Source organism: Massilia sp. IC2-476, from assembly GCF_020707295.1.
Lineage (GTDB): Bacteria > Pseudomonadota > Gammaproteobacteria > Burkholderiales > Burkholderiaceae_D > Telluria.
Map to the genome: position 1 here is coordinate 750,435 of NZ_JAJFER010000001.1, position 14,442 is coordinate 764,876.

The following is a 14,442-nucleotide window of genomic DNA, read 5'->3' on the forward strand; positions in this document are numbered from 1 at the left end:
CATGACCATCGACACCAGCAATCCCCTCCTCGATTTCTCGGGCCTGACCCGGTTCGACCTGGTCAAGCCGGAGCACGTGACGCCGGCCATCGAGCAACTCATCAAGCAGGCTGCGGACGTGGTCACGCAGCTGGAAGCGCCGAGCGACAGCGTGACCTGGGACAGCTTCGTGATCCCGCTCGAGGAAGCCACCGAGCGCCTGGGCCGCGCCTGGGGCGTGGTCAACCACCTGAACCACGTGGCGGACACGCCCGAGCTGCGCGCTACCTATAACGAGAACCAGCCGAAGGTGACCGAGTTCTGGACCTCTCTGGGCCAGAACGAGGCCCTGTTCGCCAAGTACAAACAGCTGCGCGCCGGCAGCGAATACGAGAGCCTTTCCCCGGCGCGCAAGCGCATCGTCGAGAACGCGCTGCGCGACTTCCGCCTGGGCGGCGCCGAGCTGCCGGAGGATAAGAAGGAACGCTTCGCCGAGATCCAGGAACAGCAGGCTGCAACCTCGACCCGCTTCTCGCAGAACGTGCTGGACGCCACCAACGACTACAAGCTGCTGGTCGAGAACGAAGAAGAACTGTCGGGCATCCCGGACGACGTGAAGGCCGCGGCCCGCGCCAGCGCCGAGCAGGAAGGCAAGGCCGGCTGGCAGTTCACCCTGCACTTCCCGTCCTACTATCCGGTGCTGCAGTTCTGCGACAACCGCGCCCTGCGCGAAACCATCTACCGCGCGAGCAGCACCAAGGCCTCGGACACCGGCACCATGTTCAGCAAGGCCGCCGAGTGGGACAACACCGCCAACATCGTCAAGCTGCTGCAACTGCGCCACGAAGAAGCCCAGCTGCTGGAATACGCCAACTTCGCCGAGGTCTCGCTGGTGCCGAAGATGGCGGAAAGCCCGCAGCACGTGGTCGAGTTCCTCGAGGACCTCGCCAAGCGCGCCCGCCCGTTCGCCGAGAAGGACCTGGAAGAGCTGCGCGCCTTTGCCCGTGACGAACTGGGCATCGAGGACCTGCAATCCTGGGACGTGGCCTACGCCTCCGAAAAGCTGCGCGAGCAGCGCTACGCCTTCTCCGAGAAGGAAGTGAAGGAATACTTCCCCGAGCCGAAGGTCGTCGAAGGCCTGTTCACGGTCATCCAGGACCTGTTCGGGGTGCGCGTCAAGCAGGACGTGGCGCCCGTGTGGCACCCGGACGTGCGCTTCTTCCGTATCGAGCGCGATGGTCAACTCATCGGCCAGTTCTACCTCGACCTGTATGCGCGCGCCGGCAAGAACCAGGGCGCGTGGATGGACGATGCGCGCGGCCGCCGCGTCACCATTGGCGGCATCGTGCAGACCCCGATTGCCTACCTGACCTGCAACTTCACCCCGCCGGCAACCGTCGATGGCAAGCTGCAGCCGTCCCTGTTCACGCACGACGAAGTCATCACCCTGTTCCACGAATTCGGCCACGGCCTGCATCACATGCTGACCGAAGTCGAAGAGCTGTCGGTGTCGGGCATCTCGGGCGTCGAGTGGGATGCGGTGGAGCTGCCCTCGCAGTTCATGGAAAACTTCTGCTGGGAGTGGGACAAGCTGCAGCAGATGACCGCGCACGTGAAGACGGGCGAGCCGCTGCCGCGCCCGCTGTACGACAAGATGCTGGCGGCGAAGAATTTCCAGTCCGGGATGATGACGCTGCGCCAGGTCGAGTTCTCGCTGATCGACATGCACCTGCACTACGACTTCGACCCGAAAGCCGAGCGCACGGTGCAAGAGCTGATCGACGACATCCGCAAGCAGTTCGCGGTGATGATCCCGCCGGGCTTCAACCGTTTCCAGCATTCCTTCGGCCACATCTTCTCGGGCGGCTACGCGGCCGGCTACTACAGCTACAAGTGGGCCGAGGTGCTGTCCGCCGACGCCTATGCGGCCTTCGAAGAAGCACTGGAATCCGGCCAGCTGCAGGAAACCGGCAAGCGCTTCCAGCAGGAGATCCTGGCGGTGGGCGGCTCGCGTCCGGCGCTGGAATCGTTCAGGGCCTTCCGCGGCCGCGAGCCCTCGATCGACGCGCTGCTGCGCCACAGCGGCATGATCCAGGGCGGCGCGCAGAACAACGCCCGCGCCTGATGTTCCCAAGGGGCGGCTAGGTGCCGCCCCGTTTTACAATAGCACCATGACCCGCATCGACTTCCACACCAACATCCCCGACAAGCTGGCCTATGCCTGCCGCCTCGCCCGCAAGGCCTACGCATCGAAGGCCAAGGTCGTGGTGCTGGCCGAAGACGCCGCGCAGGCCGAAGCGCTGAACACCGCGCTGTGGACCGTCTCGGATACCGATTTCATTCCCCACGTGCTGGCCGACGACCCATTAGCGGATCAAACGCCGGTCATCGTCACCTTTGATGAGGCCGTGCCATTGCCGCATCACGAGATGCTGGTCAACCTCACCCGCCGCACGCCCGCTAAACTGGAGCAGTTCGCGCGCGTGTTCGAGATCATCTCGGTCGACGAAGACGATGCCGCGGCCGGGCGCCAGCGCTACGTCGCCTACAAGAAGCAGAACTATCCCCTGACCCACTTCGTCGCAGGACAGTCATGAGCCAAACGCCAGCCTTCGATCCGAGCATTCCTGTCCTCACCGAGGTCGTCACCGAGCCGCTCGCGCCGACGCCGGCTCCGAGCCAGGAGCCCGTGGCCGAACAGCTGGAACGCCGCGCCACCGAGCGCTGGACCGGCGAGGAATGGAGCGTGCTGGAACGCCGCGTGACCGAACGCGTACTGCAGCAATTGCAGGGCCGCGTCGACTTCGCGATCGAGCAGCGCGTGCGCGACGCCATGGCCGACGCCATGCAGCGCACCCTGGAAACCTTCACCGCCGACCTGCGCGAAGGCCTGAACCAGGCCCTGGGCGAGATCGTCAGCAACGCTGTCGCCAAAGAGATCGCCCACCTGCAAACGCTCGGCAAATAATCGTTTGCCCCGGGATCGGATCCCGTCCGCCCCACGTACGACACGGCACGCGAGCATCGGCTAAGATTGCTGCCTCAGCAATCATCCGGCAGCTCCAGTGAACCGAAAGATCCTCATCGCCGCGCTTGCGGGCGCAGGCGTCGCCATTGCCGGCGCCGTCCTCTATTTCACCGACACCATCGAGCGCCAGCCGGGCGCGCTGGCAGTGTTCACGCCGAAGGCGGCCAAGACGGTGCCGTTCTGGCCCGCGCGCGTGACCACACTGGCCGGCGACGGCATCCCGGGTGCAGTGGACGGCCCGGCCGCCTCGAGCCGCTTCGACGACCCGTTCGGCGTGGCGCTCGACGCCAAGGGCACGGTCTACGTGGCCGATGCCGGCGACACCAACCGCATCCGCAGCATCGCGCCGGATGGCACGGTGAGCACTTTTGCCGGCAGCAAGGAGGGCTTCCAGGACGGTGTCGGCACGGCGGCCGCGTTCCACACCCCGTCGGCGCTGGCCTTCGACCACGAGGGCAACCTGTTCGTGGCGGACACCGGCAACCATGCGATCAGGAAGATCACGAAGGATGGCGCCGTCACGACCATCGCCGGCGACGGCACGCCGGGAGACACGGACGGCATCGGACGTGCGGCCCAGTTCAACGGCCCGGTCGGCATCGCCGTGGACGACACCGGCGTCGTCTACGTGGCCGACACCTATAACGACCGCATCCGCCGCATCGGCCGCGACGGCAGCGTCACCACCATCGCCGGTGGCGCCAAGCCGGGCAACGCCGACGGCGTGGGTGCGGCGGCGAGTTTCGATACCCCGAGCGCGCTTGCGGTGACCACCAACGGCACGCTCTACGTGGCCGACACCGGCAACAACGCGATCCGCCGCATCGCCGCCGACGGCACGGTCAGCACCATCGCCGCGCCGGCCGAGGGTGAGCGCCGGGCCCCGCTGCGGCGCCCGGTCGGCCTGGCCCTGACCCGCGACGGCTACCTCTATATCGCCGCCAGCGCGGGCGGGCGCATCCTGCAGCTCACGCCGGAGGGTGAGGTGCGTCCCCTGCCGGACGCCGACGTGCCGGCGTCGACCGACGGCTTCGGCCCCGACGGCACCGTGCAGCTCTACGGTCCGCGCGGCATCGCGGTCGAGCGCGACGGCAGCCTGGTGGTGGCCGACGCCCAGGCCCACCGCCTGCACCGCCTGTCCAGCCCACGCGCCAACGAAGCGGCGCCGGCGCGCCCGCAGCCGGTCGCCGTCGCCCGCAAGGAGCCGATGCCCTGGCCGGTCGGTCCGCAGGACATGGTGCACGAGGTGGTGGGCGTGATGGGCGAAGTGCGCGGCAGCTACAGCGGCGAGAGCCGTGACCACTTCCACGCCGGCCTCGATGTGCGCGCCGACGTCGGCTCGAAGGTGCTGGCCGTGTTCCCCTCGAAGATCTCGGACCCCTACGCCAACTGGGGCTTCGATTCGCTCAGCGAGGGCATCAGCCTGGGGCCGCTCTCCTACATCCACATGCGGGTCGGCCGCGACACCCGCGGCAAGCCGCTCGACCCGCGCTTCGTGGTAATCACGGGCGAACGCGGCAAGGCCGAGCGCGTGCGCGTGCCGCGCGGCACCCGCTTCGCCGTCGGCGACCCGCTCGGCACCATCAATGCGATGGCCCACGTGCACCTCGACTACTACCAGGGCGGCGCGGTGGTCAATCCGCTCAGCCTGCCCTTCGTGGGCTTCATCGATACCGTGGCGCCGCGCATCAACAGCATCGCCCTGTTCGACAGCACGGGCAAGCGCCTGCGCCCGCCTACGGGCACCCGCAAGCGTCCGGTACTGGACAAGCGCCTGCGCGTGCCGCGTTCGCTGGGTGAGGTGAACATCGTGGTCGACGCCTATGACCAGGTGGACGGCAACCTGGCGCGCCGGCGCCTCGGCCTGTACAAGCTCGGCTACCAGCTGCTGCGCGCCGACGGCACGCCGGTGGCCGGCTACGAGCGTCCCTTGATTACCCAGGTCTACGACCGGCTGCCGCGCAACCCGGACGCAGTGAAGGCCGTCTACGCGCCCAACAGCGGCATCACCGTATATGGCAGCCAGGCCACCCGCTTCGCCTACGCGCTCCACAGCCGCCTGCAGGATGGCGAGGTGCAGACGGGCAGCTGGCAGCTCGGCGGCGTGGCGCCGGGCGAGTACATCCTGCGCATCTACGCGGCCGACTACGCCGGCCAGGTGGCGCTCGAAGGACGCGACCTGTCGCTTGTCATCGAGTGAGCCTACAATGAAGTTCGGATAACCGCGGAACATCCGTACCGCGGCGGCATCTGTGCAAGACGAAACTTGTAACAGGAGCTCATCATGGACCGATATGACGTACTCATCGCCGGTGCAGGCCCGACCGGCATGGTGCTGGCGCTGGCGCTGGCAAAGCAGGGCACCCGGGCCTGCATCGTCGACAAGGCCGACGGGCCGGGCACCACCTCGCGCGCGATGGCGGTGCAGGCGCGCACGCTGGAGCTGTACCGCCCGCTCGGGCTGACGGACGAAGTGGCCGGCGCCGGCCGGCCGAACCCCTGCATCAACCTGTGGGTGCGGGGCAAGCGCCGCGCCAAACTGTCGCTGCGCGACGCCGGCGCGCGCCTGACGCCCTACCCCTACGTGCTGATCTATCCGCAGGACGCGCACGAGCAGCTGCTCGAGCGCCACCTCGAGGCCGCCGGCGTGCGCATCCTGCGCCGCACCGAACTGACCGGCTTCGACGAAACCGCGGACGGCATTGCGGCCCAGCTGCGGCGCGCCGACGGCGACAACCAGCTGGTCGAAGCGCGCTACCTGTGCGGTTGCGACGGCGCCCGTTCCTTCGTGCGGCGCCAGCTCGGCACCGGCTTTGCCGGCGGCACCTACGACCACATCTTCTACGTCGCCGACGTGCAGTCGCGCGGCCAGGCGGCCAACGGCGAAATCCACCTGTCGCTCGAGACCTCGGACTTCGTGATCTTCCTCGGCTACGACGATGCCGGGCGCGGGCGCCTGGTCGGCACCATCCGCGACGAGCGCGACGAAGCGAGCATCCTCAGCTTCGACGACGTCAGTCACCGCGCCATGGCCAGCCTAGGCCTCGAAGTCGAGCAGGTGCACTGGTTCTCGACCTACCGTGTGCACCACCGCGTGACCGACCACTACCGCAAGGGACGCGCTTTCCTGCTGGGCGACGCGGCCCACGTGCACAGCCCGGCCGGCGGCCAGGGCATGAACACCGGCATCGGCGACGCCATCAACCTGGCCTGGAAGCTGGCCGCCGTGGTGCGCGGCGAGGCGCGCGACAGCCTGCTCGACACCTACGAGAAGGAGCGCATCGCCTTTGCCCGCAAGCTGGTCGACACCACCGACCGCCTGTTCAGCTTTGTCACGGCGGAGAGCAGTGTCGCCGACTTCGTGCGCACGCGCATCGCGCCGACCTTCGCCAGCGCTGCGTACGGCATCGGGCCGGTGCGCGAGTCGATCTTCCGGATCCTGTCGCAGACCACCATCAACTACCACGACAGCCCGCTGTCGAGTGGCGTGGCCGGCCGCGTGCATGGCGGGGACCGCCTGCCCTGGGTCGCGGCGGGCGACGACGGCCAGGACAACTACGCGCCGCCGGCACGGATCGACTGGCAGGTGCACGTCTACGGCCAGGCCTACCCCGACCTGCGCGCCTGGTGCGACCGCCATGGCATGATCCTGCGCGAGTTCGACTGGCGCCAGGAACACGAAGAGGCCGGCTTCGCGCGCAACGCCGGCTACCTGCTGCGGCCGGACGGCTACGTGGCCCTATGCGATCCGGGCGCCTCGGCGCAGGCGCTGGAAGACTATTTCTGCGATCTCGACTACGGGCGCTACCGTGTATGCATGCCTAGACCGGCTGTTCTATGAATTACGCATAAGTGCTCAGGGCGCCTGCGAAAACTGTAGACACATATGTCTAGATAATCTATTGTCGAGGCATTCCTCACCGACCACGGAGTGCCTCGCATGCTGAAACGATTCGCCGCCGCCCTGCTGCTGGCCGCCACTGCCTTGCCAGGCATGGCGGCCGACCTGCCCAACCATCCCTTCATCCACGTGAGCGCGAGCGCCGACCAGTACATCATGCCCGACGTCGGCGAAATCGATATCGACATCGTGTCGCTCGAACCGGATGCCGACGCCGCCTGGAAGATCGTCAACGACAGGCTCGAGGCCAGCCGCGCGCTGTTCGCCCAGCACGGCATCGCGCCGGAAGACGTCTTCGTGCAGGACATCGTGCGCCGTCCGCGCAAGGTCGACATCCTGCCCGAAGGCCAGCCGATGCCGATGGAGACGCGGGTCTCGATGCACGTGACCGTGCGCGACCTGGGCCAGTGGACGCCGGTGATGCGCGCCCTGATCGTGATGAAGGACATCGAGTCGCTGGCCGTCACCTACAACCGCAGCGACCGCGAGAAGATCGAATCCGACCTGCTCCAGCAGGCGCTTGCGTCGGCCAAGCTCAAGGCGCAGGAGATCGCGCGCGGCGTCGGCGCCAGGCTGGGGCCGGCGACCGGGGTATCGATCGCGCCGCTCAAGAACCTGTCGAACGCGATGGGCCTGGCCAGCGATTCGAACGCCCGCGGTGGCGGCGGCCGGCGCGTGCCGCCGAAGGCGGACATGGCGCTGGTGCAGGCGATGCGGCTGGCCCAGACGGCTGACGTGATCTACCGGATCGGCGGGAAATAAGCACCTCCTTGCGGCAGCCGCCATGCCACGCCGGTGCTTTGCGCACTGGACTGGTGCGGCGGCGCAAATGCTCGCAATAATTGCTTTTCGGCTGTAAAAAACTGATGTACCTTGTGCTGTGGAACGCGTCTTTACAAGGAGATTCCATATGCGCCTCGGTATCGGACTCATCGCATTCGCCTGCACGCTGGCTGCCGCCGGCGCCCAGGCCCAGCAGGTCGTCAAAATCGGCCATGTCGGCCCGGTCTCCGGCCCCAACGCCCACCTCGGCAAGGACAACGAGAACGCTGCCCGCATGGCGATCGACGAACTCAACGCCAGGGGCTTCACCCTGAATGGCCAGAAGGTGAAACTGCAGCTGCTGGCCGAGGACGACGGCAGCGACCCCAAGCAGGGAACGGCGGTGGCCCAGAAGCTGGTCGACGCCCGGGTCAACGGCATCGTCGGCCACCTAAACTCGGGCACCACGGTGCCGGCTTCGAAGATCTACCATGACGCCGGGCTGGTGCAGATCTCCCCCGCCACCACGGCCACCCAGTACACGAAGCAGAAGTTCCCGGGCGCCTTCCGGGTGGTCGCCAACGACGCCAAGCTGGGCGGCACGCTGGGCAGGTACGCGGTCGAGACCCTGAAGGCAAAGAACATCGCCATCATCGACGACCGCACCACCTACGGCCAGGGCGTGGCCCAGGAATTCGCCAAAGGCGTGAAGGGACCGGGCGTGCGCGTGGTGGCCAAGGAATTCACCACGGCGACCGCCACCGACTACACCGCCATCCTCACCAAGATCCGCGGCGCCAAACCCGACCTGGTCTTCTTCGGCGGCATGGATTCGGTGGCCGGCCCCATGCTCAAGCAGATGAAGACCCTCGGCATCACGGCGAAGTTCATGGGCGGCGACGGCATTTGCACCGAAGCGCTGGGACGGCTGGCGGGCGACGCGGTGGGCGAAAACAAGGTGGTCTGCGCCGAGGCCGGCGGCGTCAAGGGCGCCCAGGAGGGGGTGATGGCGGACTTCCGTACGCGCTTCAAACAGAAGACCGGCGCCGAGGTGCAGCTGTATGCGCCCTATGTCTACGATTCGGTGATGGTGATGGCGGCGGCGATGCAGAACGCGAAGTCGGCCGACCCGGCCAGGTACCTGCCGGAGCTGAAGCGCATCAAGTACGAGGGCGTGACCGGGACCATTCAGTTCGACCCCTCGGGCGACATCCAGAACGGCGCGCTGACCCTGTTCACCTACAAGGGCGGCAAGCGCTCGCGGATCGACGTGATCCGCTGATGCACCAAAAAACAAAAAGCGCGCTCTGCTCACGCAGGCGCGCTTGATTTATGCCGGGCGAGGATTACTTCTGCGCCAGCACCCATTTCACCAGGCTGCGGGCTTCGGCCTCGCTCACCTGCGGGTTGGCCGGCATCGGCACCGGGCCCCAGGTACCCGCGCCGCCCTTCAGCACTTTCTGCACCAGCTTGTCCTCGGCGCCTTTCTGGCCCTCGTACTTGGCGGCGACATCCTTGTAGGACGGGCCCACCAGCTTGTTGCCGACCGCGTGGCAAGCCATGCAATTCTTGGCCTTCGCCAGGTCGGCCTGGGCCAACGCGCCGCTGGACGCGAAGGCCGACATCACCACACACAACAACAACGAGCGTTTCATTTGTTTCTCCAGGTTTATGACGACTGCATTCTACCGTGTATTTCCCGGCGCTTCATAAGGGGATACACCCTGTTACGCTGGTAACACCGCTGCATTGTTGGCGAATCTTCACAAAGTGCGAGATTTTTCCACGCGGAAATAAATTTATGCGTAATATGCACAGGATAAGGAGCTATCCCATGCCGCTGATCCTCTTGATCGCCGCCCTGAGCGGCCTGCGCCTGTTCGAGGTCTGGCGCTTTGCCGAGCTGTCCTGGTGGGCCATCATCGGCCTGATGGTGTTCGCCTTCATCTGGTTCGAATTCATCGAAAAAGTCCTCGGGCTCGACAAGAAGAAGGAACACAATGTGCTGAACAAGCGCCGCGAAGAACGCGTTCAGAAAGCCTTCGACAAGCGCCGCAAGACCTGACAGCGCACACCGCGCGCCCTGTGATGTGATATGTTTAACGTATCACTGAGCATTTTCCATACACGGCGCGTATCAATGAATCTCGAACTCCGCCAGCTTCGGCACTTCGTTACAGTGGCCGAAGAACTCCATTTCGGGCGTGCGGCCGAACGCCTGCACATGACGCAGCCGCCGCTGTCGCAAAGCATCGCCGGGCTCGAAGAGCTGCTCGGCGCGCCGCTGTTCCTGCGCAACCGGCGCCAGGTAGCGCTCACCGCCGCCGGCAGCGCCCTGCTGCCTGAAGCGCGCCGCATCCTGCTGGAGGCCGGCGCCCTGCCCGAGCTGGTGCGCCGCGTCGCCGCCGGCGAAGCGGGCCGCCTCACCCTTGCTTTTGTTTCCACCGCCGACTACAGCGTGCTGCCTTCGATCCTGCAGCGCTACCGCGCCGCCTTCCCCGAGGTGCGCCTGGTGCTGCGCGAAGCCACTTCCGACGTGCAGGCCGAGGAGCTGCTGCAGGGCCGCGTCGACGCCGGCTTCGTGATCCCGCCGCTCCCTGGCGCGCTCGATGCGACGCTCGGCTACCGCAAGGTGCTCGCAGAGCCGCTGATCCTGTGCGCCCCCGCCGGGCTGGATGCGCTGCGCGGCAAGGGCCCGGTGCGGCTGCGCGACCTGCCGCCGCTGCCGCTGGTGATCTTCCCGCGCGCGGCGGCCCCGGCCCTGCACGACGCCATCCTCGCCACCTTCCGCGCCGCCGGCATCACGCCCGTCATCGGGCAGGAAGCGCTGCAGATGCAGACCATCGTCAGCCTGGTCTCCGGCGGCATGGGATTGGCACTTGTGCCACAATCCGTGTCGAACCTGATGCGCGCCGGCGTCGAGTACCGCGCCCTGCATGAGCCCACGCCGCTGACCGAGCTGGGGCTGGCCTGGCGCCGCGACAATGCCTCGCCCGTGCTCAGGAGCTTCCTGGATTTCATCGAGAGAGAATAACAATGCTAGTACACCCGCAGCCGGATCCCATCGCCTTTGCCATCGGACCGGTGCAGATCCACTGGTATGGCCTGATGTATGTCGTGGCCTTCGCCCTGTTCCTGATCCTGGGCCGCGTGCGCATCCGCCAGCCGCACATCGCCGCGCAAGGCTGGAAGGCCGAGGACCTCGACGACATGCTGTTCTACGGCATGCTGGGGGTGGTGCTGGGCGGGCGCCTGGGCGAAGTGCTGTTCTACCAGCCGCTCTACTTCCTGCAGCACCCGCTCGAGATCTTCATGGTCTGGCGCGGCGGCATGTCCTTCCACGGCGGCTTCCTGGGCGTGCTGATCGCGATGGCGCTGTGGGCCCGCAAATCGAAGCGCAACCTGCTCGATGTGTACGACTTCATCGCGCCGATGGTGCCGCTCGGGTATGCCGCCGGGCGCCTCGGCAACTTCATCAACGCCGAACTGCCGGGACGCCTGGCCGACCCCAGCCTGCCCTGGGCCATGCTGTGGCCAGGCGTCGAAGGCCCGCGCCATCCCTCGCCGATCTACCAGATGCTGCTGGACGGGATCGTCGTGTTCCTGATCCTGTGGCCCTATGCGCGCAAGCAGCGCCCGCGCCTGGCGGTGGGCGCCATGTTCACCCTGCTGTACGGCTGCGCGCGTTTCACCACCGAGTACTTCCGCGTGCCGGACTGGGAAACCACGGTGCTCGGGATGCCGATCACCTCGGGCCAGGTGCTGTCGCTGCCGATGATCGTCGCCGCCCTGGTGATGCTGGCCTGGGCCTACCGCCAGCCGAACGGGCGTCCGGCCACGGCCTGAGCTGCCTTTGATGGGTAGGGTGGTCGGCTGTGCCGACCGCGCGTTCGACAAGTGCGAACGCCTCCATCACGCTTGCCGCAGCTGAACGCGCGTTCGGCGGTCATTCAGTCCAGTGGACTGAATGACGAACACCCTACGCACAAACCGCCCGCTGCAGGTCTTCGAGCGAGGCCGGCTTGGTCAGGTGCAGGTCGAAGCCGGCGCCCAGCGCCTGGCTGACATCGGCGCGCTGGCCGTAGCCGGTCAGCGCCACCAGCCGCAACTCTGGTGCCTCCTTGCGCAGCAGCGTCGCCAGCGCATAGCCATCCATGTCGGGCAGGCCGATGTCCAGCACCGCGACATCGGGGATGCGGCGCCGCACCTGCTCCACGGCCGCCACCGCCGTTTCCGCCACCCGTACCGTGTGCCCCAGGTGGGCCAGCACCGCGGCCGTCGCTTCGGCCGCATCGAGGTTGTCGTCCACCAGCAGCACGTCACGCTGTTCCATTACAGGAGCAGGGTCCGCTTCCGGCGCCGGCAAGGCAGCCGCGGCCAGCGGCAGCCTCACTTCGAAGCGGCTGCCCTTGTCCAGTCCCTCGCTGTGGGCACTGACCGAGCCGCCGTGCAGCTCGACGATACGGCGCACGATCGCCAGGCCCAGTCCCAGCCCGCCGGTATGGCGCGCCAGCGGTTGCGGGGCCTGGAAGAAGGGTTCGAACACGCGCTCGAGCATCGCCCGGTCCATGCCCACGCCATCGTCGATGACCGCCAGGCGCGCATCCATGCCGTCGGCGGCCAGGGTGACGCGCGTGGCCCGCCTGCCGAAGCGCGCCGCATTCGACAGCAGGTTGTTCAGCACCTGGGTCAGGCGGCTTTCGTCGCCCTGCACCCACAGCGTTTGCGGCGTCTGCACCTCGACCCGGGTGCCCGGGAAGGAGGCCGCCACGTGGCGCACCAGTTCGGCCAGGTCGAGCGGGCGCCGTTCGATGCGCAGCTTGCCGCTGGTGACGCGCGAGACGTCGAGCAGGTCGTCGACCAGGCGCTTGAGGTGGTTGGCCTGGCGCCGCAGGATGGTGCGCTCGCGCTGGCTGGACGCTTCGCCGCGCAGGTCCATCAGGTCGAGTGCTGCAACGATGGGGCTGAGCGGATTGCGCAGCTCGTGGCCGAGCATGGCCAGGAATTCGTCCTTGACCTGGGCCGCGGCGCGGCTGTCGGCCAGCGCCCGTTCGAGCGAAGCGAGCAGGCGCGAACGCTCGGCCTCGTGCGCGTCGCGCAGGCCGGCGGCGGCCATCAGGGCGCAGCCGGTGTCGTCGATCTCGGTGATGCGCGAGGGCGGCACCGATACCGGCAGGCCGGCGCCGAGCGCCGCGCCGCCCTTCTGCAGGCTGCGGAAGGCGCGCACGATGCGGTTCGACAGCAGGGTTGCCAGCACCGCACACGCCAGCAGCGAAGCGACCAGGCCAGCCGCGTACAGCGCGATGCCCTGCAGTGGGCCCAGCGCCGAGGGCGGCACGCCGATCGCCACCTGCCAGCCGAAGCGGGTGCGGCTGAAGCCCGTTACCACTTGATCGCCTTCGAGCGTGGTGGTGGCGGCCACCGCTTCCTGTCCGGCACCGCGCATCAGCGCGACCAGCGAGGGGCTGGGCAGGCCGCCCACCAGGCGCTGTTGCCCTTTCGAGCGGGCGACGATAGCGCCGCCACTGTCCATGATCCCGATCACCGAGCTGGCCGGCACCTTCTGGCGCTCGAGCACACGCAGCATGCGGCCGGGCTGGACCACGGCGCTCAGCACATACCGGCGGCCGGCATGGTCGGTAACGGGAACCCGGATCGGGAAGGCGGCGCGGCCGCCCTTGCCGATCACGACGCGGCCGGCCAGGGGCTGGCGGCTGTCGATGGCGCGCTGCAGGCTGGCCGGGTCGGCGATGATGCCGGGCGGCCCGCCAAACGGGGCATTGGTGCGGAACAGGACGGCGCCCTTGTCGTCGGTGAGGATCACGGCCAGCCATTCCGGCTGGCTGGCCGCCTGCATGCGCGCGATCTCGTAAACTGGACGCAGCTCGCCGTTGGCCATGGCCGGGGTACGCGCCATGGCTTCAAGGGCTGCGGCGGCGCCATCGAGTTCGGCATCGACGGCGCTCGACAGCGCACGCGCCAGGTTGAGCAGGTGGCGCTCCTGTTCACGCTGCTGGTAGTCTCCCACCAGGTGCAGGCCCCACACGCCCAGCAGCGCCAGCGGCAGCAGGCCGAAGGCGGTGAGGAGCACCAGCAGGCGCCGGAGCGAAACGGTGAAGCCCTGGCGCAGCGGCATGGGGTGGCCTGTGTCGAAAAACACATTATAGGCACATTGCCGTGCCCGCCATTAAACCGGTGTTATTCGAAGTCTTCGGCCAGGTTCTTCCACCCGCGGCTCTTCGCAAAAGCCGTGAACTCTTCAGGGGCCTCGAGCACCACCAGGCGGCTTTCCTGCAGCCCCGGGTCGCTGTGCCCGAAATCCGGCCCCTTGTAGCCGAGCGCGCGCAGGCGGTCGACCAGCTGGCGCAGCAGCACCTCGTCCTTGTAGGCGCCGGGTTCGAGCCGGTCCTTGAAGTCCACGTACACGTCGATGATGCCGTAGCCTTCGTCGAAGATGCGGATCGCCTTGACGTCGAGGGTGCGGCCGTTGCCGTCCTTGGCCTGGAAAGGGCCGGACAGTTCGATGTCGGAATCGGTAGTCATGGCCCCAGCATACCACTGCCCGACGCCAGGTGGTGCGCGACCAGGGCATTGGCATGGCCATGCCCCAGCCCGTGCTCGGTTTTGAGCCAGCCGACCAGCTCCATGTGCTTCATGCCCGGCCTGGCGGCCAGCAGGCCGAGCCAGTGCGATATCGGCTGCCCGTATTTCTTTTCGATGGAAGGGAAGTACGAAGCGGGCCCTTGTGGCCTTGTCTTTTCCGTCATAATGC

14 protein-coding genes are annotated in these 14,442 nt (G+C 67.4%); 10 read left to right on the forward strand and 4 right to left on the reverse strand.

Annotated elements, in window-relative coordinates; all coding sequences use genetic code 11:
- Nucleotide 1: 1 nt before the first annotated feature.
- The 7 genes from LK539_RS03450 (at nt 2) to LK539_RS03480 (ending at nt 8,952) form a co-directional block, all read left to right on the forward strand.
- On the forward strand, nt 2–2,104 hold the full coding sequence (locus tag LK539_RS03450) for a M3 family metallopeptidase (protein ID WP_227799505.1): 2,103 nt from the start codon (nt 2–4) through the stop codon (nt 2,102–2,104).
- Nucleotides 2,105–2,150: 46 nt separating this feature from the next.
- Nucleotides 2,151–2,576, forward strand: a complete 426-nt coding sequence (locus tag LK539_RS03455) for a DNA polymerase III subunit chi (RefSeq protein WP_227799506.1) — start codon at nt 2,151–2,153, stop codon at nt 2,574–2,576.
- The gene (locus LK539_RS03460) at nt 2,573–2,947 is read left to right on the forward strand and encodes a hypothetical protein (protein WP_227799507.1); all 375 of its coding nucleotides are present in this window, start codon (nt 2,573–2,575) and stop codon (nt 2,945–2,947) included. Before LK539_RS03455 ends, LK539_RS03460 begins: the two co-directional genes overlap by 4 nt.
- A gap of 97 nt (nt 2,948–3,044) precedes the next feature.
- Nucleotides 3,045–5,207 carry a gluconolaconase gene (locus LK539_RS03465; protein WP_227799508.1) on the forward strand — a complete coding sequence of 721 codons (2,163 nt, stop codon included), beginning with the start codon at nt 3,045–3,047 and terminating at the stop codon, nt 5,205–5,207.
- 84 nt (nt 5,208–5,291) lie between these two features.
- Nucleotides 5,292–6,848 carry an FAD-dependent monooxygenase gene (locus tag LK539_RS03470; protein WP_227799509.1) on the forward strand — a complete coding sequence of 519 codons (1,557 nt, stop codon included), beginning with the start codon at nt 5,292–5,294 and terminating at the stop codon, nt 6,846–6,848.
- A gap of 99 nt (nt 6,849–6,947) precedes the next feature.
- Nucleotides 6,948–7,670 (forward strand): SIMPL domain-containing protein, encoded by a 723-nt coding sequence (locus LK539_RS03475; RefSeq protein ID WP_227799510.1) that lies wholly within the window; start codon nt 6,948–6,950, stop codon nt 7,668–7,670.
- Nucleotides 7,671–7,818: 148 nt separating this feature from the next.
- Nucleotides 7,819–8,952 (forward strand): branched-chain amino acid ABC transporter substrate-binding protein, encoded by a 1,134-nt coding sequence (locus tag LK539_RS03480; RefSeq protein ID WP_227799511.1) that lies wholly within the window; start codon nt 7,819–7,821, stop codon nt 8,950–8,952.
- 64 nt (nt 8,953–9,016) lie between these two features.
- Here LK539_RS03480 and LK539_RS03485 read toward each other — a convergent pair whose 3' ends face one another.
- The gene (locus LK539_RS03485) at nt 9,017–9,325 is read right to left on the reverse strand and encodes a c-type cytochrome (protein WP_227799512.1); all 309 of its coding nucleotides are present in this window, start codon (nt 9,323–9,325) and stop codon (nt 9,017–9,019) included.
- Between the two features lie 179 nt (nt 9,326–9,504).
- Between LK539_RS03485 and LK539_RS03490 the strand changes: the two genes are divergently transcribed.
- The 3 genes from LK539_RS03490 (at nt 9,505) to lgt (ending at nt 11,516) form a co-directional block, all read left to right on the forward strand.
- Nucleotides 9,505–9,735: a TIGR04438 family Trp-rich protein gene (locus tag LK539_RS03490; protein ID WP_227799513.1), complete on the forward strand. Its 231-nt coding sequence runs from the start codon at nt 9,505–9,507 to the stop codon at nt 9,733–9,735.
- A 75-nt stretch (nt 9,736–9,810) separates the two neighbouring features.
- A complete protein-coding gene (locus tag LK539_RS03495) occupies nt 9,811–10,704 on the forward strand; it encodes a LysR family transcriptional regulator (RefSeq protein ID WP_227799514.1) in 894 nt (297 codons plus the stop codon).
- 2 nt (nt 10,705–10,706) lie between these two features.
- Entirely contained in the window at nt 10,707–11,516 is an 810-nt protein-coding gene (gene lgt / locus LK539_RS03500) for a prolipoprotein diacylglyceryl transferase (protein ID WP_227799515.1), read from the forward strand.
- Nucleotides 11,517–11,649: 133 nt separating this feature from the next.
- On the opposite strand, the gene LK539_RS03505 is transcribed toward lgt, so the two are convergent.
- From LK539_RS03505 to LK539_RS03515, 3 genes are all read right to left on the reverse strand, one after another.
- Nucleotides 11,650–13,806: an ATP-binding protein gene (locus LK539_RS03505; protein WP_227799516.1), complete on the reverse strand. Its 2,157-nt coding sequence runs from the start codon at nt 13,804–13,806 to the stop codon at nt 11,650–11,652.
- A 62-nt stretch (nt 13,807–13,868) separates the two neighbouring features.
- Nucleotides 13,869–14,213, reverse strand: a complete 345-nt coding sequence (locus LK539_RS03510) for a hypothetical protein (protein ID WP_227799517.1) — start codon at nt 14,211–14,213, stop codon at nt 13,869–13,871.
- On the reverse strand, nt 14,210–14,437 hold the full coding sequence (locus tag LK539_RS03515) for a DUF4287 domain-containing protein (RefSeq protein ID WP_227799518.1): 228 nt from the start codon (nt 14,435–14,437) through the stop codon (nt 14,210–14,212). Before LK539_RS03515 ends, LK539_RS03510 begins: the two co-directional genes overlap by 4 nt.
- Between the last annotated feature and the right edge of the window lie 5 nt (nt 14,438–14,442).